Consider the following 20,363-nt stretch of genomic DNA (forward strand, 5'->3'; position numbering starts at 1 on the left):
GCCCAAGCTAGCCCCTGGTGGGCCGGCCTCGCGGCCGGCCCACCCGCGGGCTCACACAGGGGCGACGATCTGGGTGACCGTGTCCCACCCGGCGACGTCCTGCGGCGAACGCGGCGCCGGGCCGACGTACTGGGCGGAGGGCCGCACCAGGCGACCGGTCTGCTTCTGCTCGAGGATGTGCGCCGACCAACCGGCCAGGCGGGCGGCGGTGAACATCGACGGCATCATCGCCGGCGGTACCGCGGCGAAGTCCAGGACCACGGCGGCCCAGAACTCCACGTTGGTCTCGATCGGGCGGTCCGGTCGCCGCTCGCGCAGCTCGGCCAGCGCCGCCCGCTCCAGCTCGCGCGCCACCTCGAAGCGCGGCGCCTTGAGCTGGTCGCAGGTGTTGCGCAGGACGCGGGCGCGCGGGTCCTCGGCGCGGTAGACGCGGTGGCCGAAGCCCATCAGCCGGTCGCCGCGCTGCAGGATGTCGGCCACCACGCGACGAGCGTCGCCGGTGCGTTCGACCTCCTCGATCATCGGCAGCACCCGGGCCGGGGCACCGCCGTGCAGCGGGCCGGACATCGCACCGACCGCCCCGGACAGGCAGGCGCCCACGTCGGCGCCGGTGGAGGCGATGACCCGGGCGGTGAAGGTGGAGGCGTTGAGCCCGTGCTCGGCGGCGGACGTCCAGTAGGCGTCCAGGGCCTGCACGTGGGCGGGGTCGGGCTCGCCGCGCCACCGGGTGAGGAACTGCTCGGTGGTCGTCGTGGCCTCGGCGATGCGCGCGTGCGGGACCGGTGCCTGGTCGCCGCGGGCGGACTGGGCGATGTAGGACAGGCCGAGCGAGCAGGCGCGGGCGAGCTGCTCGCGCACCTCCTCGGCGTCGATGTCCAGCACCGGCTGGAAGCCGAAGGTCGGCGCGGTCATGGCCAGCGCCGCCTGCGCGTCCGCCCGCACGTCACCGGTGCGCACGGGCAGCGGGAGGTCCTCGGCGAGCGGCAGGCCACCGCCGAACTTCCCGTCCACCAGCAGCGTCCAGACGTCGCCGAAGGAGACCGTGCCCACGAGGTCCTCGATGTCCACGCCCCGGTAGCGCAGCGCGCCACCGTCGCGGTCGGGCTCGGCGATTTCGGTCTGGAAGGCGACGACGCCTTCCAATCCGGGACGGAATTCGCTCATAGCTGCCTCGTCTCCTGGTCGTAGGGGGGTGCGCGGTGCGCATGGCATGGGCGACGTGGCGGGGGTTGGACCCACAGTGCACCGGGGAGCGAAGAAGGGGCAATGGCGGCGGGACCGGAAATAATTCCAGGATGAGTTGACCAGTGGTGAATGGAAGGTTTTGCCGCCGGGTGAAAAATCCAGGAAAACTTGCTGTTGCGCAGCGTGTCCAACCGGACAAATCGGTCACTCGACCGGGGTGCCGCGTGTTAGAGGTCGACCATGCACCTCGCCCCGCACGAGCGCGACAAGCTGCTGGTCCACGTCGCAGCGATGCTCGCCCGCGACCGGATGGACCGCGGCCTGCGCCTCAACTACCCGGAAGCGGTCGCGTTGATCACCCACCACGTGACCGAAGGCGCCCGCGACGGACGCACGGTGGCCGAGCTGATGCGGAGCGGCCGCCAGATGCTGCGCGCCGACCAGGTGCTCGACGGCGTGCCCGAGATGGTCCACGACGTCCAGGTCGAGGCCACGTTCCCGGACGGCACCAAGCTCGTCACCGTCCACGACCCCATCACCTGAGCAGGAGCTGCGCATGCGTCCCGGCGAGGTCCTCACCTCCGACGAACCGATCCCGCTCAACCCCGGCAGGCCGCGCGTGCGGCTCACCGTCGTCAACACCGCCGACCGGGCCGTGCAGGTCGGGTCCCACCACCACTTCGCCGCGGTCAACCCCGGCCTGCGGTTCGACCGGGCCGCTGCCTGGGCCCGCCGGCTCGACGTGCCCTCGGGGACCGCGGTGCGCTTCGAACCCGGCGTCGAGCGCGAGGTCGACCTGGTTCCCCTCGGCGGCGCGAGGCGGGTGCCCGGGCTGCGCCCCGAGCTCGCCGGTGAGCTCGACCAGCGCGACCACGAGGCGGGCGGGCCCGCTTACGGGGAGAAGGGCGAGGGGATCCGGTGAGCGCGCCTTCCACCAATCGGGCCCGGTACGTCGAGCTGTTCGGCCCCACCGCGGGCGACCGGATCCGGTTGGCCGACACCGACCTGCTCATCGAGATCACCGAGGACCGCAGCCAAGGCCCCACCGGCTCCGGTGAGGAGGTCGTCTTCGGCGGCGGCAAGGTCGTCCGCGAGTCCATGGGCCAGTCGATCGCGACCCGCGCCGAGGGGACTCCCGACCTGGTGATCACCGGTGCGGTGGTCCTGGACCACTGGGGCGTGGTCAAGGCCGACGTCGGCATCCGCGACGGGCGCATCGTCGGCGTCGGCAAGGCGGGCAACCCCGACATCACCGATGGCGTCGACCCGGCGCTGGTCATCGGTCCGTGCACCGAGATCATCGCCGGTGGCGGGCGGATCCTCACCGCGGGCGGCATCGACTGCCACGTGCACTTCATCTGCCCGCAGGAGGCCGACACCGCGCTGGCCAGCGGCATCACCACGCTCATCGGCGGTGGGACCGGACCGGCCGAGGGCAGCAAGGCCACCACGGTGACGCCCGGCGCGTGGAACCTGGCGCGGATGCTGCAGTCGATGGACTTCGTGCCGGTCAACGTGCTGCTGCTCGGCAAGGGCAACACCACCCGCGGCGAAGCCCTGCTGGAGCAGCTGCGCGCCGGGGCGGGCGGGCTGAAGATCCACGAGGACTGGGGCGCGACTCCCGCGGTCATCGACGCCGCGCTGCGCGCCGCCGAGGAGACCGGCGCGCAGGTCGCCCTCCACACCGACACGCTCAACGAGACCGGCTTCCTGGAGTCGACGCTGCGCGCCGTGAACGGCCGCTCGATCAACGCCTACCACGCCGAAGGCGCAGGTGGCGGGCACGCTCCGGACATCATCGAGGTCGCGGCGGCAGCGAACGTGCTGCCCTCGTCGACGAACCCGACCCGGCCGCACACCGCGAACACCCTCGACGAGCACCTCGACATGCTCGTGGTCTGCCACCACCTCAACCCGGCGGTGCCCGAGGACCTGGCCTTCGCCGAGAGCCGCATCCGTCCCACGACGATCGCGGCCGAGGACGTGCTGCACGACATGGGCGCGATCTCGATGATCAGCTCGGACGCGCAGGCCATGGGACGCATCGGCGAGGTCGTGCTGCGCACCTGGCAAACCGCGCACGCGATGAAGCGGCGTAGGGGAGCCCTCGAGGGCGACGGCCGGGCCGACAACACCCGGGCGCAGCGCTACGTCGCGAAGTACACGATCAACCCGGCCCTGGCGCACGGCATCGCCGGCGAGGTCGGGTCGGTGGAGGTCGGCAAGCTCGCGGACCTGGTGCTGTGGGAGCCGCAGTTCTTCGGCGTCCGCCCGCACGCCGTCCTCAAGGGCGGGTTCACCGCGTGGGCGGCGATGGGTGACGCGAACGCGTCCATCCCGACCCCGCAGCCCTACGTCGCGCGGCCCAGCTTCGGCGCCGCACCGCGCGCCGCGGCCGCGAGCAGCGCGTTCTTCGTGGCCCCGGCGTCGCTGGAGGACGGGCTGGCCGATCGGCTGGAGCTCAGCTCGCGGGTGGTGGCGATCGAGAGCACCCGCGAGGTCACCAAGGCCGACATGGTGCGCAACTCCGCGACCCCGGACATCCAGGTGGACCCCGACAGCTTCGCCGTGCGCATCGACGGCGACCTCGTCGAGCCCGCCCCGGTCAGCGAGCTGCCGATGGCGCAGCGCTACTTCCTGTTCTGATGGGGCTCGCGGCACTGGCCCTGGCCGACTCCCGGTTCCCCGGGGGCGGCCACGTGCACTCGGGCGGCGTGGAAGAAGCGTCCTCGCGCGGACTCCTCCGCAGCACCGCCGACCTGCGGGAGTTCCTGCGCGGCAGGCTCTTCGCCGCGGGTTCGCTGCAGGCGGTCTTCGCCGCCGCAGCGGCCCACGCCGCGCAGCGCGGAGTCCACAGCGGACACTGGGCCGACCTGGACGCCGAACTCGACGCCCGCACCCCCTCCCCGGCGCAGCGGGAGGCGTCGCGCGCGCAGGGCAGGGGGATGCTTCGCGCCGGCCGCGCCGCGTGGCCCTCGCCGGTGCTGGACCGGGTGGTGGCGGAGACGCCGCGACCGCACCAGCCGGTCGTGCTGGGCGTGCTGGCCGCGAGCGCCGGTTCGCCGCCCCGGGAGGCGGCGCTGATCGCCGGGTACCTGGCGATCAGCGGTCCGGCCTCCGCCGGGGTCCGCCTGCTCGGGCTGGACCCGTTCGAGGCCAACGCGGCCCTGGTCGCGCTGTCCGCGGAGCTCGACCAGATCGCCGACGAAGCCGCCCGGGTCGCCGGTCTCACCTCCGCGGAGCTGCCCGCGCCGGGCGCCCCGGCCCTGGACCTGCTCGCAGAAGCCCACGACCGCCACCACCGGGAAGAGGTGCGTCTCTTTGCCTCCTGAACACGGCCACGGCCACGCACATCCTGTCGGCTTCGACCCGACCGCCACCGGACCCGACCCGCACTCGGCGGCACCGCAGCCGGGACGACCGTTCCGACTGGGCATCGGCGGGCCGGTCGGCAGCGGCAAGACCGCCCTGACCGCCGCGCTGTGCCGGGCGCTGGGCCAGGAGATCGACCTGGCGGTGGTCACCAACGACATCTACACCACCGAGGACGCCGACTTCCTGCGCCAGGCGGGCGTTCTCGACGCCAACCGGATCGAAGCGGTGCAGACCGGCGCGTGCCCGCACACCGCGATCCGGGACGACATCACCGCGAACCTGGACGCCGTGGACCGGCTCACCGAGCGGCACCCGGGATTGGAGCTGGTCATCGTCGAGAGCGGCGGCGACAACCTCACCGCGGTGTTCAGCCGGGGCTTGGCGGACCGGCAGGTCTTCGTCGTCGATGTCGCCGGTGGCGACAAGGTCCCCCGCAAGGGCGGGCCCGGGGTCACCACGGCCGACCTGCTGGTCATCAACAAGGTCGACCTGGCCGAGCTCGTCGGCGCGGACATGGAGGTGATGACCTCCGACGCCCACCGCATGCGCGCGGGCGCCCCCGTCGTCACCCAGTCCTTGACCCTCACCCCGAACGCTCCCGACGTCGCCGCGTGGGTGCGCCGGCACGTGGAGGTCGGCGTCGGTGCGTGAGGGCAGGGCCGACGCGCTCCGACACCGGGGCGGGGTCGCGTGAAGGCCACCGCCCTGCTGGCCGTCGAGGTCTCCGGTGGGCGCAGCGTCGTCCGGGACCTGCGCTCGCAGGCTCCCCTGACGCTGGTGCCGCGCCGGACCGCGACGGCTTCCGGAGGGGCCGCTGTCGTGCACCTGGTGAGCTCGGCCGCGAGCCCGGTCGGCGGTGACCGCGTCGACCTGCGGGTCCGCGTCGGTCCCGGGGCTCGGCTTCGGCTCGTCGGGACGGCGGCGACCGTCGCCCTGCCCGGCCGGGGGAGCAGCCGTTCCACCGTCCACATCGAGGTCGACGAGGGCGGCACGGTCCAGTACCTGCCGGAGACCACCGTGATCAGCTCCCGCGCCGACCACGCCGCGGAGCTGACCGTCGAGCTCGCGGCCGGGGCGCGGGCGCGGTGCAGGGAGTCCCTGGTGCGCGGGCGGTGCGGGGAACCTTCCGGTCACCTGGTGGCGACGACGCAGGTCACGCGCTCGGGCAAGCCGCTGCTGCGGCAGCGGATCGACCTCGGCGACGCCCGGACGGCGGCCAGCCCCGGCTACCTCGCCGGCGCGCGGGTGCTGGCGTCGGAGGTCGTCGCGTGGGACCGGGACCCGCCCGGCCCCCTCAGCGGCCAGTGGTGGTCGCTGGCACCGCTGGCGGCCGGGGGAGCGCTGGCCACCGCACTGGCCGACGACGCGGTGACGGCGGGACACCGGCTCGCGGAAGCCCTCTCCCACCATCCGGACGTCGAGGACCTCCTCGTTCCGACGTGGTGAGGTGGGTGGCAGGGAGGTTCCCCTGCTCTTCTCGCAGCGCAACGGCTGATCGGGTGATGAGGAGGAGGTGTGGGAACGATCACTGCATCGGTTGCGGAATCGATCGTGAACTCCCGCCGATTCGGCTCGCGTTCGGATCCCGTTTACCGTCGTGAGGAATGGCCGAGGCGCCTCGCGCGCGTCGGCATCGTCCAACCCGTACCGTCCGGCGCCGAGCCGGGATGTCGAGTTCGAGTCGTGCCGTTCGCCGCGCGAGTCAGGGAGGAAGCTGATGTCGGAGGCCAAGGTCGCGTTGCCGTCCATGCGTGTTTCCTACGAAGCCGGGGCGTTGCACGAGGACTCGCTCGCCGACACCTGGCACGAGCAGCTGCAGCGGTGGTTCGACGACGCCATCGCGGCCGAGCTGGTCGAGCCCAACGCGATGGTGCTGGCCACCGCCGACCCCGAAGGCTTCCCGTCCTCGCGAACCGTGCTGTGCAAGGGCTTCGACGAGCGCGGCGTCGTGTTCTTCACGAACTACACCTCCAACAAGAGCCACGACCTGAAGGCGACTCGCGTTGCGGCGGCGACGTTCCCGTGGCTCGGCCTGCAGCGCCAGGTCAACGTGCGCGGCGAGGTGGAGAAGGTCAGCTCCGCCGAGACGGCCGAGTACTGGGCCGAGCGCCCGCGCGGCTCGCAGCTGGGCGCTTGGGCCTCGCCGCAGTCGCGGGTGGTGAACGGCCGTGAGGCGCTGGAGAACTCGCTCAACGGCATCGAACGCCGCTTCGGCGACGCCGAGAAGGTGCCGGTCCCGCCGCACTGGGGCGGGTGGCGGATCCGCCCGGACTACGTCGAGTTCTGGCAGGGCCGTCCCGACCGGCTGCACGACCGGCTCCGCTTCCGCCGCGACGACGACCACTGGGCGGTCGAGCGCCTGGCTCCGTGATCGGCTACGCGGGCGTAGACCTCCGTCACACGGGCGGGAAACCCGGTGGTCCCTTAGCCTCGCGAAGGACTAAGGTGCTGCTCTCGTGCAGCAGAGCAGCGGAACCATCCCCCGACGGGGCCTGAGGGCCAAGCTCGGGAAGGTCTTCATCGACACCCGCCCGCTGCAGTACCCCGCGTACCGCCGGCTGTGGCTGTCCAACATCGTCACCGCGGTCGGCGCGCAGTTCTCGGCCGTCGCCGTGCCCAAGCAGATCTACGACATCACCGGCTCGTCGTTCCACGTCGGGCTCGCGGGCCTCTTCGGCCTGGTCCCGCTGCTGGTGTTCGGCCTGTGGGGTGGCGCGATCGCCGACACCGTCGACCGGCGCAAGCTGCTGCTGATCACCAACGGCGGGCTCGCGGTGACCTCGGTGCTGCTGTGGCTGGTCGCGTTCGCCGGCATCCCGTCGGTGTGGCTGGTGCTGGTGCTGTTCGCGCTCCAGCAGACGTTCTTCGCGGTCAACTCGCCGACGCGCGGAGCCGCCGTCGCCCGGCTCATCCCCACGCACCTGCTGCCCTCGGCGCAGGCCCTGGGCTCCACCGTCTTCCAGCTCGGCTCGATCGTCGGGCCGCTGCTGGCGGGAGTCCTGCTGCCGGTGCTGGGCCTGTCCGTGCTGTACCTCGTGGACGCGATCGCGCTGTGCCTGGCGCTGGGGGCCGTGTTCCGGCTGCCCCCGCTGCCGCCGCAGGACGGCGCGCCGAAGAAGGCCGGTCTCCGCTCGGTGCTCGACGGCTTCCGCTACCTCGGCCTGCACGCGGTGCTGCTGGCCTCGTTCCTGCTCGACATCATCGCCATGGTCTTCGGCATGCCGCGCGCGCTGTTCCCGGAGATGGCCGAGCGCACCTTCGGCGACCCGCCCGGTGGCGGTGCCGCGCTCGGCTGGCTCTACGCGGCGATCCCGCTCGGGGCGTTCTGCTTCGGGCTGTTCTCCGGCTGGCTGCACCGCATCGCCCGGCACGGCGTCGGCGTGACGCTGGCCGTGATCGCCTGGGGCGTGGCGATCATCGGGTTCGGCTTCGCCGACTCGCTGTGGCTCGCGGTGCTCTTCCTGGCGCTCGGCGGCGGCGCGGACCTGGTGAGCATGGTCTACCGGAGTTCGATCCTGCAGGCGGCGGCCACCGACGAGATGCGCGGCCGGATCCAGGGCGTGTTCACCGTCGTCGTGGCGGGCGGGCCGAGGTTGGCCGACACCCTGCACGGCTTGGCCGGTGCCGCGCTGGGCACCGGGACGGCCGTGGTGATCGGGGGCGTGCTCGTCGTGCTCGCCGCCGCGCTGTCGGCCGCGTTCCTGCCGGCGTTCTGGCAGTACCGGGCGCCCACTGGTGACGGCACGTGACGTGATCGAGCCGGAGCGTGCCGGTTGGGCACTCCGCCACGCGTGCGCCGAGAAGTGGAGGGCGTTTCGACCAGGGGTGGGCAGACAAGCTCCGAAGCCAACCTGCACACTTCTCCACTATGGCCAACGAAACGACCGTGAACGCGCCCGGCGGTGCGCAGGAGCCTGGCCTCAAGAAGGTGATGGGCCCGAAACTGCTGCTCTTCTTCGTGGTGGGAGACATCCTCGGGACCACGATCTACTCGTTGACCGGGAAGGTCGCCGGCAAAGTCGGGGGAGCGCTCTGGGTTCCGTTCCTGGTCGCGTTCGTGGTCGCTTTCCTGACCGCGTTCAGCTACCTCGAGCTGGTCGGCAAGTACCCCAAGGCCGGCGGGGCCCCGCTGTACGTGCACAAGGCGTTCGGCGTCCACTTCCTGACCTTCTTGATCGCCTTCGCGGTGATGTGCTCCGGCATCACCTCGGCCTCCTCGGCCGCGCAGGCGTTCAGCGGTGACTACCTCACGGGCATCTTCGGCGACGGCATCGAGCCCTACTCGTGGATGGTCGCGCTCGGCTTCCTGCTGCTGCTCGCGGCGATCAACTTCCGCGGCGTCGGCGAGTCGGTCAAGATGAACGTCGTCCTGACCTGCGTGGAGCTGTCCGGCCTGGCGATCGTGATCGTGTTCGGCCTGATCGCGATCTTCGGTGGCAGCCACAGCCCCGACATCGCGCCCGACCCGAGCCGGCTGACGCAGTTCGACACCGACACCTCGCCGCTGCTGGCGATCACCTCGGCCACCGCGCTCGCGTTCTTCGCCATGGTCGGCTTCGAGGACTCGGTCAACATGGCCGAGGAGACCAAGAACCCCGCGAAGAACTTCCCGCGCGCCCTGCTCGTGGGCATGATCATCACCGCGGTCATCTACCTGGTCATCGCGCTGATCACCTCGACGTTGGTGCCCACCGACGAGCTGGCGGAGTCCGACGGCCCGCTGCTGCTGGTGGTCAAGGCCGCCGCCCCGTGGTTCCCGCCGCTGCTGTTCTCGATGATCGCCCTGTTCGCGGTCACCAACACGGCGCTGATCAACATGCTGATGGCCAGCCGACTGGTCTACGGCATGGCCAACGAGGGTGTCGTGCCCCGCGCCTTCGGCAAGGTCCACCGGGGCCGCCGCACGCCGTGGGTGTCGATCCTGTTCACCAGCATCATCGCGATCATCCTGGTGAGCTCGCTGGAGATCTCCGACCTGGGCAGCACCACCTCGCTGCTGCTGCTCCTGGTGTTCGCGGTGGTCAACGTCGCGGTGCTGGTGCTGCGCAAGGACGAGGTCGAGCACGACCACTTCCGGGCGCCCACCTGGGTCCCCGTGCTCGGCGCGCTGACCTGCGCGTTCTTCGCCAGCCCGCTGTCCGGCCGGCCTGCGACGGAGTACATCATCGCCGGGATCCTGCTCGGCATCGGCGTGATCTTCTGGGTGATCAACTACTTCGTCAAGGGCAAGACGGACTTCGAAGCCGAGGCCCTGACCAAGTAGGTCGTCGCTCGCTGGGAGGCGGTTCGGGACACCCTTCGCGGTGCCCCGGGCCGCCTCCCGGTCGTAGAGTTGGCGGCGTGCATGATCCTCTTCCCGCCACCGGACGGCAGTTCGAGATCACCTCGGGGGCCGCGAGTGCGGTCATCACCGAGTTCGGTGCCGCGCTGCGCGCCTTCTCCGTCGACGGAGTGCCCCTCACCGAGACCTTCGACGCGGACCGCCTCCCGCCGTCCGCCTCGGGATCGGTGCTGGTGCCGTGGCCGAACCGGGTCGCCGACGGGCGCTGGGCGCTCGACGGGGAACCGCAGCAGCTCGCGCTGACCGAGCCCGACCGGCACAACGCCATCCACGGCCTGCTGCGGCACGAGCCGTGGTCGATCGTCGAGCACACGAACTCCGCCGTCGTGCTGCAGGCCACCGTCTCGCCGCGGCCCGGCTGGCCGGTGCCGCTGCTGACCTCGATCGGCTACGCGCTCGACGACGACGGCCTGACCGTGACCCACACCGTGGAGAACCTGGGTGGGCGCGCGGTCCCCTTCGGCGTCGGGGTGCACCCCTACCCGCGCGCGGGTGACGTCGAGACCGACGAGTGCACGCTGCGCCTGGCCGCCGCCACGGTCCTGCCGGTGGACGCCGACCGGCTGCTGCCGGTCCGACCGCCGCGCGCGCTGCAGGGCGACGAGGTCGACTTCCGCACCGGTCGCCGCCTCGCCGGCGTCCTGCTCGACACCGCCTTCGGCGGTGCGGCCCCGGCCCCCGACGACCCGGAGGGCCTCGTCCGGCACTCGCTCACCGGCCCCGACGGCCACGGCGTGCAGCTCTGGGCGGACCCGGTGTTCAAGTGGGTGCAGGTCTACACCGCCGACGACTACCCCGACCGCGGTCGGGCCGTTGCCATCGAACCGATGACCTGCCCGCCGAACGCCCTGAACTCCGGCACCGACCTCATCACCCTCCGCCCGGGCGAGGCCTGGACGGCGCACTGGGGCCTCAAGGCCATCTGAGCCCCGTCGACGAGCGAGCCAGGAGAGTAGTCCCGGGGGCTGCGACTGGAACTCCTCCCTCCACGCCGAACGGTCCGGTTCCAGTGCTGGTGACCGAGGTGGGGCCGTGACGGGGAACCGCCCCTCGCTCGCGGCGAGAGGCGGTTCCCCGTGGGGCTGCTGACTCCGTCAGCGCTGGGTGAGGTGGCGGGCGATGACCACGCGCTGGATCTGGTTGGTGCCCTCGAAGATCTGCAGGACCTTGGCCTCGCGCATGTAGCGCTCGGCGGGGAAGTCCCGGGTGTAGCCGGCGCCGCCGAGGACCTGGACCGCGTCGGTGGTCACCTTCATCGCCGCGTCGGTGGCCACCAGCTTCGCGACCGACGCCTGCTCGCCGAAGGGTAGACCGGCGTCGCGGCGACGGGCCCCGTCGAGGTACGTCGCGCGGGCCGACTGCACAGCCGCGGCCATGTCGGCCAGCATGAACTCGACACCCTGGAACTCGATGATCGGCTGCCCGAACTGCTGGCGCTGCTGGGCGTAGTCGACCGCGAGGTCCAGCGCCGCCTGGGCGAGTCCCACCGCGCAGGCGGCGATGCCGAGGCGGCCGGAGTCCAGCGCGCACAGCGCGATCTTGAGCCCGTCACCCTCCTCGCCGATCAGCCGCTCGGCCGGGACGCGGGCGTCCTCGAAGTACAGCGGGGTCGTGGGTGAACCGGTGAGTCCCATCTTGTGCTCGGGCGGTCCGGCCGTCAGGCCTGAGGTCGTCGAGTCGACGAGCAGGCAGCTGATGCCGCGCGGGCCGTCGCCGGTGCGGGCCATCAGGGTGTAGAAGTCCGCTTCGCTGCCGTGGGTGGTCCACGCCTTCTGGCCGTTGACCACGTACTCCTCGCCGCTGCGCTCCGCGCGGGTGCTCAGCGCGGCCGCGTCGGACCCCGCGTGCGGCTCCGACAGCGCGTACGCACCCAGCAGCGAGCCGCCGATCATCTCCGGGAGCCACTGTTCGCGCTGGTCCTCGGTGCCGAAGTGGGCGAGCGGGAAGCAGCTCATGGTGTGCACCGACAGGCTCACGCCGACGGTCATCCAGGCGCGGCTGATCTCCTCCAGCACCTGCAGGTACACCTCGTAGGGCTGCGCGCCGCCGCCGTGCTGCTCGGGGTAGGGCAGGCCGAGCAACCCGGCCTCGCCGAGCAGGCGGAACGCGTCGCGCGGGAACTTCGCGGCGGCCTCGTCCTCGGCGGCACGGCCGGCGAGTTCGTCGCGGGCGATCTCGCGGGTCAACGCGAGCAGATCAGTCGCTTCCTCGGTCGGAAGCAGGCGGTGAACGGTCATGGCGCGCTCCCACGGTCCAGTGTGCGTAGCCGGTCGGCGTACTGCAATCAGTACTGTATGACGTACTCCAGTACTGTGGACAGGTCTGCTCGGAGGATTCAACGTCCTGTGGCAGGCTTCTCCCGATGAGCACCTCCCGAGCCGAGCGGACGCTGAACCCGAGGCGAGCCGAACTCCTGGACCGGCTGCGCGACCTGTTCCTGGCCGAGGGGTTCGCCCACTTCACCCTCGACGACCTGGCGGCCAGGCTGCACTGCTCGAAGTCGACGCTGTACACGCTCGCCGGGAGCAAGGAGCAGCTCGCGGTCCGCGTCGTCGCGCACTACTTCAAGAACGCCACCGAGGACATCGAGCGCCGCACCGAGGCCGCCGCGGACGCGCGGGAGAAGGTGCGCGCCTACCTCGACGCCGCCGCTGAGGCGCTGGAGCCGGCGTCGCGGGAGTTCATCAACGACATGGGCGCCAACCTCGCGACCCGCGCCACCTACGAGGCCAACGCCCGCGCCGCCGCCGACCGGCTGCGCGGGTTCATCGCCGAGGGCGTGCAGCAGGGCGTGTTCCGCGAGGTCCACGCCGGGTTCGTCGGCGAGATGGTCGGCCGCACCATCGCCGGGATCCAGCGCGGCGAGATCGGCGAGCGCACCGGGTTGTCCGACGCCGCCGCGTTCGCGGCGCTGTCGCAGTTCCTGCTGGGCGGACTGGCCCAGGACGAGAAGTCCGATTCGGACGCAGTGGAGGAGAAGTGATCGTCATCGGCGGTGAGGCCCTCGTCGACCTCGTGCCGGATCCGTCCACCCCGGACGGTGATCTAGGACCGCTGCACCCGCTGCTGGGTGGCGGCCCCTACAACGTGGCCATCGCGCTGGGCCGGCTCGGCGCGCCCGCGGCGTTCTACGCGAAGCTGTCCACCGACCAGTTCGGCGACCGCGTGCTGCAGCGGCTCGTGGAGTCCGAAGTGGACACCTCGCTGGTGCAGCGCGGCCCGGAGCCGACGACGCTGGCCGTCGTCGGGCTGGAGGCCGGCGGCTCGGCCCGCTACAGCTTCCACACCGAAGGCACGGCCGCGCGCTTCGTCACCGACCAGCCGCTGCCGGCGAACACGACCGCGCTGTGCCTGGGCACGCTGGGCATGGTGCTCGAACCCGGTGCCACCACCTACGAGAAGGTGCTCTTCCGCGAGGCCGAGCGGGGCGTGTTCGTCGCGCTGGACCCCAACATCAGGTCCGCGCTCATCGCCGACGCGGACGCTTACCGGGCGCGGTTCGAGTCCTGGCTGCCCTCGGTCGGGCTGCTCAAGGTCTCCGACGACGACGCCGGGTGGCTCGCACCGGGCCGCGACGTCCTCGACGCCGCCCGCGAGTGGCGGTCCCGCGGCCCGGCCGCAGTGGTCCTGACCAGGGGCGCCGACGGTCTCACCGCCGTCACCGCCGACGGCGAGGTCACCGTGCCCGGTCGTGGGGTCGAGGTCGCCGACACCATCGGCGCCGGTGACACCGTGCAGGCGGCGCTGCTGGCGTGGTTGCACCGCCACGACGCCCTGTCGGCGGAGGCGGTCCAGGCCCTCGACGCCGAGCAGTGGGAGCGCGCGCTGACCTTCGCCGCGTCCGCCGCGGCGGTCACCGTCTCGCGCCCCGGGGCCGATCCACCGTGGTCCGCGGAGCTCGACGGGTGAACCGAATCCATCCGGGGGTGGTCGAACACGCCCCGTGAGCGCAGGCCCTTACCTGCGGAAGGGGGCGTTCGAATTAGACCGATCGGATTTCACACGTGGTCACGAAGGTGGTGCCGGAGGGTGGCTGAGCGTCCACATCCGCGCGCCGGGTACCCGCGGGTGTGATGTGATCGTGGTCCCACCTGCAAAAAAGACGAAACGCGATTGCTGCGCGGGGACCCTCTTGCGGTCTAGCGTGACTACTGACAGGACCCCAACGGGGTGGTGCTGCGACGGTTCGGACACCCCGACCGGAGCGCGGGCGACACGGAGCCCTGCCGCTTGGCTGGGCAATCGCGGTCGTCACCACGCACCCCTTGACGAGCGCGAGAGGTTCCCGAATGCCCGACGACGTGACCGCCAAACGCACCGTCGCGCTGCGCTATGACGCCGGCGAGCACGAAATGCAGGTGACGCAGCCGACCGAGGGTGCGCCTGGCGTCGATCTCGGCAAGTTGCTGGCTCAGACCGGTTTGGTGACGTTGGACCCGGGCTTCGTCAACACCGCAGCCTGCAACTCCGACATCACCTACATCGACGGTGATGCCGGCATCCTGCGGTACCGCGGCTACCCCATCGAGGAGCTCGCGGCCAAGTCCAACTTCATCGAGGTCAGCTACCTGCTGATCTACGGTGAGCTGCCGACTCAGCAGGAGTACGACGCGTTCTCCGAGCGCATCCGCCGGCACACCCTGCTGCACGAAGACCTCAAGCAGTTCTTCGACGGCTTCCCGCGCGACGCGCACCCGATGCCGGTGCTGTCCTCCGCGGTCTCGGCGCTGTCGACCTTCTACCAGGACAGCCTCAACCCGTTCGACAAGGACCAGGTCGAGCTGTCCACGGTCCGCCTGCTGGCCAAGCTGCCCACCATCGCGGCTTACGCCTACAAGAAGTCGGTCGGCCAGCCGTTCCTGTACCCGGACAACTCGCTGGGCCTGGTGGAGAACTTCCTCCGGATGACCTTCGGCTTCCCCGCCGAGCCCTACGAGGTCGACCCGACCCTGGCTCGCGCGCTGGACCTGCTGTTCATCCTGCACGCCGACCACGAGCAGAACTGCTCCACGTCGACGGTGCGGATGGTCGGCTCGTCCGAGGCGAACATGTTCGCCAGCGTCTCGGCCGGCATCAACGCCCTGTTCGGCCCGCTGCACGGCGGCGCGAACAGCGCGGTGCTGGAGATGCTGGAGGGCATCCACGCCAACGGCGGTGACGTCGACGCGTTCGTGAACCGCGTGAAGAACAAGGAGCCGGGCGTCCGCCTGATGGGCTTCGGCCACCGGGTCTACAAGAACTACGACCCGCGCGCGGCGATCATCAAGAAGACCGCCGACGAGGTGCTGTCCAAGCTCGGCGCCAACGACCCGCTGCTGGACATCGCCATGCGGCTGGAGGAGAAGGCGCTCGCCGACGACTACTTCGTCTCGCGCAAGCTCTACCCGAACGTGGACTTCTACACCGGCCTGATCTACAAGGCGATGGGCTTCCCGACGAAGTTCTTCACGGTGCTGTTCGCGCTCGGCCGCCTGCCCGGGTGGATCGCGCACTGGCGCGAGATGATCGAGGACCCGGCCCGCAAGATCAGCCGTCCGCGCCAGGTCTACACGGGTTCGCCCGAGCGGTCCTACAAGCCGATGGACCAGCGCTGAGCTGAATCGTTACCTGAATCCAGTCTGAGGCCACGGGCCCCAGACCCTCGCAACGGCCCCGGAGAGCCCGGCCACCAGGCCGGCCCCCGGGGCCTTCTTGCGCTCCGGCCCAGTCGGGACCACGCGCTCACACCTGCAGCCCCGGTTCGCGACCTACCTGACGAAGGCCGCGGCGACCACCCGAACCACCCCGGGAAACGGCATGCGCATCACCGCAACGAACCAGGCCACGTATTACCTGGATTTCCTGGTCTTGAGCTGGATCACCGCGCCAAGCGGCGCACGGATCACCGGGGTTTCGGATTGCGCGGGCTGTCGTCGTGGTTGGCTCCGAACTGCCCCGTGAACGGTGCACGGATCACCGGGGTTCTCAGCGTCGTCGCGAAAGCTGTCACCGCGATTGGTGGTCGGATTGCCGCGCTACCGGTTCCACGGATTGTCGGGTCCTCGGTTCCGCACACGCTGTCAGGGGTGGATTCTCCACAGGACAACCCGCACCCGACGCGACACCACAGACGATCCGCACGACCCACCACCACTCCTCACCCACAACAGGAGTGGCAACCCCCTAACCCAAGAGGCGCGACATCGCGGAAATCGATGGCGGGTAGCCGGGTGTCGTTCGGTTCCCTGATCACCGCGGTGGTCGGGATCAGGTTTCTCCGCCCTTCTCCGCCGTGATGGCTGTTGCCTAGAGGGGGCTCACAAGGACGATCGGGCCACGGATCAGGGGGTGATCCGGGTTGCGTGCACCGCGAGGCCGCGCGGAGCCCGGGAGGACGCTCAGGTCCCGCTCCCCGCACCGCCACGCGGAGCGCACACGGGACAGCCCCAGAACTCAGGTTTCGATCCCTGCCAAGGCTCTGTCGACGAGGCTCTCGACCTCGGGGCGGGCGGCCTCGCGGTCGCCGGGGTTGAGACCGACGCGGGTCCGGCGGTCGAGGACGTCGTCGGCGTCGAGGGCGCCTTCGTGGCGCACCGCCCAGAGGACTTCGGCGGCGCTGAGGTGGAGGCCTTCGGCAACGGGTTCGGCCAGGTCCGGGTCGAGTTCGGTCAGCGCCGTGACACGAGCGGCCTCGGTGCCGTACTTGGCGACGAGGGGCGCGGGTGCCTCGATGTCGGTGAGGTGACGTCGCGGGGCCGCTCCGACCAGCGCGATCTCCGTCGTGCGCGACGGTCCCGCTGACAGACCGCGGCCGCGTACGGCGGCGTCCACGGCGTCGGCGGCCATCCTGCGGTAGGTCGTGAGCTTCCCCCCGACAACCGTGATGACGCCGTCGGAGGAGGTGAGCACCGCGTGGTGGCGGGAGAGGTCGGCCGAGCGCTTGCCGTCCTGCTGCAGCAGCGGCCGGAGGCCCGCGAACGAGCCGAGCACGTGCTCGCGGGTCAGCGGGACGCCCAGCACTTCGCGGATGCCGGCGAGCAGGAAGTCCACGTCGGACTCCGGCACCTCCGGCACCTGCGGGATGGGTCCCGGTGTCGGCTCGTCGGTGAGCCCGAGGATCGCGCGGCCGTCGGGCAACGGGATGAGCAGGAGGAAGCGCCCCTGCTCGCCGGACATCGGCGCGACGACGGCGGTTCCCGCCACCCCGGCCGCGTCGGCGTCGACCACCAGGTGCGATCCGCGCGACGGGCTCAGCCGGACCTCCGGAACCAGCTCCCCGGCCCACACACCGGCGGCGTTGACCACCGACCGCGCGCGGATCCGCAGCGACTCACCGCTGCGCGCGTCCACCACGTCGGCGCCGCCGCCGTCGAGGGACCGGACCGCGCAGCGGGTCAGCACGCGCGCGCCGAACCCGGCCGCGGTGCGGGCCAGCGCCACCACGAGCCGGGCGTCGTCGACCAGCTGCCCGTCGAAGCTGAGCAGGCCGCCGCGCAGGCCCGCCGGGCGCAGGCCGGGCACCAGGGCGAGTGCTTCGGCCGACGGGATCCGCTTCGGCGGTGGCAGGACGTCGGAGGGGGTCCTCGCCGCGCGCCGGAGCGCGTCACCGGCCCGCAGTCCTGCGTGCAGGACGAGTTCCTGCCGCCGGGACGTGCTCTCGTGCAGCGGGATGATCTGCGGCAGCGGGCGCACCAGGTGCGGGGCGGTGCGGGTCATGAGCACGTTGCGCTCGACGGCGCTCTCCCGCGCCAGGGCGACGTCGCCGTGCGCGAGGTAGCGCAGACCTCCGTGCACGAGCTTGCTGGACCAGCGGGACGTCCCCCACGCGAGGTCCTCGGCCTCGACGAGCGCGACCGACAGGCCCCGCGCGGCCGCGTCGAGGGCGACCCCGGTGCCGGTGACGCCACCGCCGACGACGAGGAGGTCGACTTCCTGCTCGGCGGCCGCGTGCAGGTCGGTCCGCAACCGGGCGGAGTTCAGCGAGGTGGCGCGCAGCGAACCGGCGGGAAGCGGTGTGGTGATCATGAAGGGCTCCTTGGCTGGAGAGCGCCGTCGAGGAGGAGGGTCAGTTCGTCCGTCAGTGCGTCGAGGTCGAGGTCCTTCGCCGCCGGGACCGCCGAGATCACGAACGACTGGGTCAGCAGCAGCAACGAGCGGGCCTGCACCGCCACGTCGCCGGGACGGATCGACCCGTCGGCGTGCCCGGCGGCCAGGTGCTCGCGGAGGAACCCGTCGGCCGCCACCTGGGTGCTGCCGAGCCGTTCCACCAGGTAGGGGAGCAGCAGTTCGGCGTCGGTCTCGAGGACTCGTTGCAGCAGGGGAGCCTCGTGCAGGAGCCGGATGCCGCGCACCATCCCGCTGACCAGCCGCTGCCGCGCGTCGCCGGTTCCCTCGGCTCGGCGCGCCTGCTGCAGGACTTCACCGAACTCGGCCGTGACGAGGGTGGTCACCATGCTGCCGACGTCGGGGAAGCGCCGGTAGAGCGTCATGCGGCTGACCCCGGCGGTGCGGGCGACCTCGGTGAGCGTGGTGCGTCGGACGCCGTTGACCAGCACGCACTCGCGTGCCGCGCGCAGCAGGTCGGCCTCGTCGACCCGGTTGGCCGCCTGGCGCCTCCCGGGGCTCGCGGGTCGAGCGGGTACCCGCTCGATGCTGTGACAATCCGACTCCATGTGTCACACTCTAGCCGTGACCGGCCAGATCGAACACACCCTCCGCGGAAGCTGGACCTCTTCGGGTGCCGCTGCCGCGCCCCTGTCCCCAGCCGCGCTGCGCTGGCTGCGGCACCGCATCGGGCTCGCCGAGACCACCACGCCGGCGGTGCCGTCGTCCCTGCTCGAAGTGCCCGAGAGCGCCCTCGGTGAAACCCCGCGCACCGAGCTGGAGGCCCTGCTGGGTGAGCGGCACGTGCTCGTCGACGCCGCCGCACGCCTGGGCCGCGCGGGCGGCATGTCCTACAGCGACCTGATGCGACGCCGCGAGGGCGCCGACCTCGCCGTGCCCGACGCCGTGCTGCTGCCCTCGGAGCCGGAGCTGGTGCAGGGCGTGCTGGAGATCTGCGCCCGGCACGACATCGCGGTCGTCCCGTTCGGCGGGGGGACCTCGGTGGTGGGCGGGGTGGACGCGCTGCGCGGCGGCAAGCGCGCGGTGGTCGCCCTCGACCTGGTGCGCCTCGACCGGCTGGTCTCGCTCGACCCCGACTCGCGGATCGCCGTGCTGCAGGCCGGGATGCGCGCCACCGAAGCCGAATCACTGCTGGCCGCGCACGGGTTCACCCTCGGGCACTTCCCGCAGTCCTTCGAGCGGGCCACCATCGGCGGCTTCGCCGCGACCCGCTCAGCGGGCCAGTCCTCCTCCGGCTACGGGCGCTTCGAGGACATGGTCGAAGGCGTCCGGCTTGCGACACCGGCCGGTGAGTGGAAGCTCGGCGTCGCACCGGCCTCGGCGGCCGGCCCCGACCTGCGGCAGCTGGCGATCGGCAGCGAAGGGGCCCTCGGTGTCATCACCGAGGTCGCCGTGCGGGTCCGGTCCGTGCCTCGGCGCACCCGCTACGAGGCGCTGGTCGTCGACGGGTGGCAGGCCGGTAGCGACGCGGTGCGCGCGCTCGCGCAGGACCGGGTGCTCGCCGACGTGACCCGGTTGTCCGACCCGGACGAGACCGAGGTCCAGTTCGCGCTTTCCGGCCAGCTCAAGGCTCGCGCGCTCGGGAACTTCCTGCGCGCCAAGGGCGTTCGCAACCCGTGCCTGCTGGTGCTCGGCTGGGACGCGAGCACCCGCACCGAGCTGAAGCAGCGGCGCGCGGCGGCCCTGCACGCGCTGCGCGACGTGCGGACCGTGCGGCTGGGCCGAGCCGTCGGGGAGTCCTGGCGGGCGCACCGCTTCTCCGGACCCCGCCAGCGCGACGCCCTGCTCGACCGGGGCGTCTGCGTGGAAACCCTGGAGACCGCGACGAGCTGGAGCTCCCTCAGCGAGCTGCGTTCAGCCGTGCGCACGGCGCTGGTGCGCAACCTGCAGGCGGGCAGCCGGCCGCCGATCGTGATGTGCCACATCTCGCACGCCTACGAGACCGGAGCTTCGCTGTACTTCACCGTGCTGGCGCCGCGGAACTCCGAGCAGCCCTTCGCCCAGTGGCAGCGGGCGAAGGAAGCGGCGTGCGACGCGATCGCCGGTCGCGGCACCATCAGCCACCACCACGCGGTCGGCGTCGACCACCGCCCGTGGCTGAGCGCGGAGATCGGCGAGATCGGCACGTCGGTCCTGGCGGCCGCGAAGAGGGCGGTGGATCCCACAGGGATCCTCAACCCAGGCAAGCTCGTCCGCTTGTGATCGGTTGTTCAGTCCTCGCTCTGCGTGGCGGTGCCGGTAGCAGAACCTGAGCGGCTCCGTGGCTCCGTGCGCCGCTCCTGGAGTTCGTCTACGCGGCGTCCCGGCGTACTCGCCACGAAGCCGCTCAGAACCTGCGGCGGTGGCGGTGGTGTTCCGG

18 protein-coding genes are annotated in these 20,363 nt (G+C 71.7%); 14 read left to right on the forward strand and 4 right to left on the reverse strand.

Annotated elements, in window-relative coordinates; genetic code table 11:
• Positions 1-51 precede the first annotated feature (51 nt).
• Positions 52-1,164, reverse strand: coding sequence for a citrate synthase 2 (locus EIL87_RS14980; RefSeq protein ID WP_125091167.1), 1,113 nt, complete (start codon positions 1,162-1,164; stop codon positions 52-54).
• Between the two features lie 261 nt (positions 1,165-1,425).
• Here EIL87_RS14980 and EIL87_RS14985 point away from each other — a divergent pair, with 261 nt between their 5' ends.
• The 10 genes from EIL87_RS14985 to EIL87_RS15030 all read left to right on the forward strand — a co-directional run bounded on the left by EIL87_RS14985 (position 1,426) and on the right by EIL87_RS15030 (position 10,827).
• Entirely contained in the window at positions 1,426-1,728 is a 303-nt protein-coding gene (locus EIL87_RS14985; protein ID WP_125091168.1) for an urease subunit gamma, read from the forward strand.
• Positions 1,729-1,741: 13 nt separating this feature from the next.
• Complete coding sequence (locus EIL87_RS14990; RefSeq protein WP_125091169.1) at positions 1,742-2,107, forward strand: urease subunit beta; 366 nt, start codon at positions 1,742-1,744, stop codon at positions 2,105-2,107.
• Positions 2,104-3,831 (forward strand): urease subunit alpha, encoded by a 1,728-nt coding sequence (locus EIL87_RS14995; RefSeq protein ID WP_125091170.1) that lies wholly within the window; start codon positions 2,104-2,106, stop codon positions 3,829-3,831. Before EIL87_RS14990 ends, EIL87_RS14995 begins: the two co-directional genes overlap by 4 nt.
• A complete protein-coding gene (locus EIL87_RS15000) occupies positions 3,831-4,517 on the forward strand; it encodes an urease accessory protein UreF (protein WP_125091171.1) in 687 nt (228 codons plus the stop codon). Before EIL87_RS14995 ends, EIL87_RS15000 begins: the two co-directional genes overlap by 1 nt.
• Positions 4,507-5,211 carry an urease accessory protein UreG gene (gene ureG, locus EIL87_RS15005; protein ID WP_125091172.1) on the forward strand — a complete coding sequence of 235 codons (705 nt, stop codon included), beginning with the start codon at positions 4,507-4,509 and terminating at the stop codon, positions 5,209-5,211. The genes EIL87_RS15000 and ureG overlap by 11 nt, the downstream gene beginning before the upstream one ends.
• A gap of 39 nt (positions 5,212-5,250) precedes the next feature.
• On the forward strand, positions 5,251-6,006 hold the full coding sequence (locus tag EIL87_RS15010; RefSeq protein WP_125091173.1) for an urease accessory protein UreD: 756 nt from the start codon (positions 5,251-5,253) through the stop codon (positions 6,004-6,006).
• 271 nt (positions 6,007-6,277) lie between these two features.
• The gene (gene pdxH / locus EIL87_RS15015) at positions 6,278-6,931 is read left to right on the forward strand and encodes a pyridoxamine 5'-phosphate oxidase (protein ID WP_125091174.1); all 654 of its coding nucleotides are present in this window, start codon (positions 6,278-6,280) and stop codon (positions 6,929-6,931) included.
• A gap of 85 nt (positions 6,932-7,016) precedes the next feature.
• Positions 7,017-8,309 carry an MFS transporter gene (locus EIL87_RS15020; RefSeq protein ID WP_125091175.1) on the forward strand — a complete coding sequence of 431 codons (1,293 nt, stop codon included), beginning with the start codon at positions 7,017-7,019 and terminating at the stop codon, positions 8,307-8,309.
• 119 nt (positions 8,310-8,428) lie between these two features.
• Positions 8,429-9,823, forward strand: coding sequence for an APC family permease (locus tag EIL87_RS15025; RefSeq protein WP_125091176.1), 1,395 nt, complete (start codon positions 8,429-8,431; stop codon positions 9,821-9,823).
• A 77-nt stretch (positions 9,824-9,900) separates the two neighbouring features.
• Positions 9,901-10,827: an aldose 1-epimerase family protein gene (locus EIL87_RS15030; RefSeq protein WP_125091177.1), complete on the forward strand. Its 927-nt coding sequence runs from the start codon at positions 9,901-9,903 to the stop codon at positions 10,825-10,827.
• Positions 10,828-10,995: 168 nt separating this feature from the next.
• On the opposite strand, the gene EIL87_RS15035 is transcribed toward EIL87_RS15030, so the two are convergent.
• Positions 10,996-12,138: an acyl-CoA dehydrogenase family protein gene (locus EIL87_RS15035; protein WP_125091178.1), complete on the reverse strand. Its 1,143-nt coding sequence runs from the start codon at positions 12,136-12,138 to the stop codon at positions 10,996-10,998.
• A 125-nt stretch (positions 12,139-12,263) separates the two neighbouring features.
• On the opposite strand from EIL87_RS15035, the gene EIL87_RS15040 reads away from it, so the two are divergent.
• From EIL87_RS15040 to EIL87_RS15050, 3 genes are all read left to right on the forward strand, one after another.
• Entirely contained in the window at positions 12,264-12,884 is a 621-nt protein-coding gene (locus EIL87_RS15040; RefSeq protein ID WP_125091179.1) for a TetR/AcrR family transcriptional regulator, read from the forward strand.
• Positions 12,881-13,810 (forward strand): carbohydrate kinase family protein, encoded by a 930-nt coding sequence (locus EIL87_RS15045; RefSeq protein WP_125091180.1) that lies wholly within the window; start codon positions 12,881-12,883, stop codon positions 13,808-13,810. Before EIL87_RS15040 ends, EIL87_RS15045 begins: the two co-directional genes overlap by 4 nt.
• 380 nt (positions 13,811-14,190) lie before the next feature.
• Positions 14,191-15,495 carry a citrate synthase gene (locus EIL87_RS15050; protein WP_125091181.1) on the forward strand — a complete coding sequence of 435 codons (1,305 nt, stop codon included), beginning with the start codon at positions 14,191-14,193 and terminating at the stop codon, positions 15,493-15,495.
• Between the two features lie 838 nt (positions 15,496-16,333).
• On the opposite strand, the gene EIL87_RS15055 is transcribed toward EIL87_RS15050, so the two are convergent.
• Both EIL87_RS15055 and EIL87_RS15060 read right to left on the reverse strand, forming a co-directional pair.
• Positions 16,334-17,905, reverse strand: coding sequence for a glycerol-3-phosphate dehydrogenase/oxidase (locus tag EIL87_RS15055; RefSeq protein WP_125091182.1), 1,572 nt, complete (start codon positions 17,903-17,905; stop codon positions 16,334-16,336).
• A complete protein-coding gene (locus EIL87_RS15060) occupies positions 17,902-18,552 on the reverse strand; it encodes a TetR/AcrR family transcriptional regulator (protein ID WP_125091183.1) in 651 nt (216 codons plus the stop codon). The genes EIL87_RS15055 and EIL87_RS15060 overlap by 4 nt, the downstream gene beginning before the upstream one ends.
• A 16-nt stretch (positions 18,553-18,568) precedes the next feature.
• Between EIL87_RS15060 and EIL87_RS15065 the strand changes: the two genes are divergently transcribed.
• A complete protein-coding gene (locus EIL87_RS15065; protein WP_125091184.1) occupies positions 18,569-20,206 on the forward strand; it encodes an FAD-binding oxidoreductase in 1,638 nt (545 codons plus the stop codon).
• Positions 20,207-20,363 lie beyond the last annotated feature (157 nt).

Source organism: Saccharopolyspora rhizosphaerae (assembly GCF_003931915.1).
GTDB lineage: Bacteria > Actinomycetota > Actinomycetes > Mycobacteriales > Pseudonocardiaceae > Saccharopolyspora > Saccharopolyspora rhizosphaerae.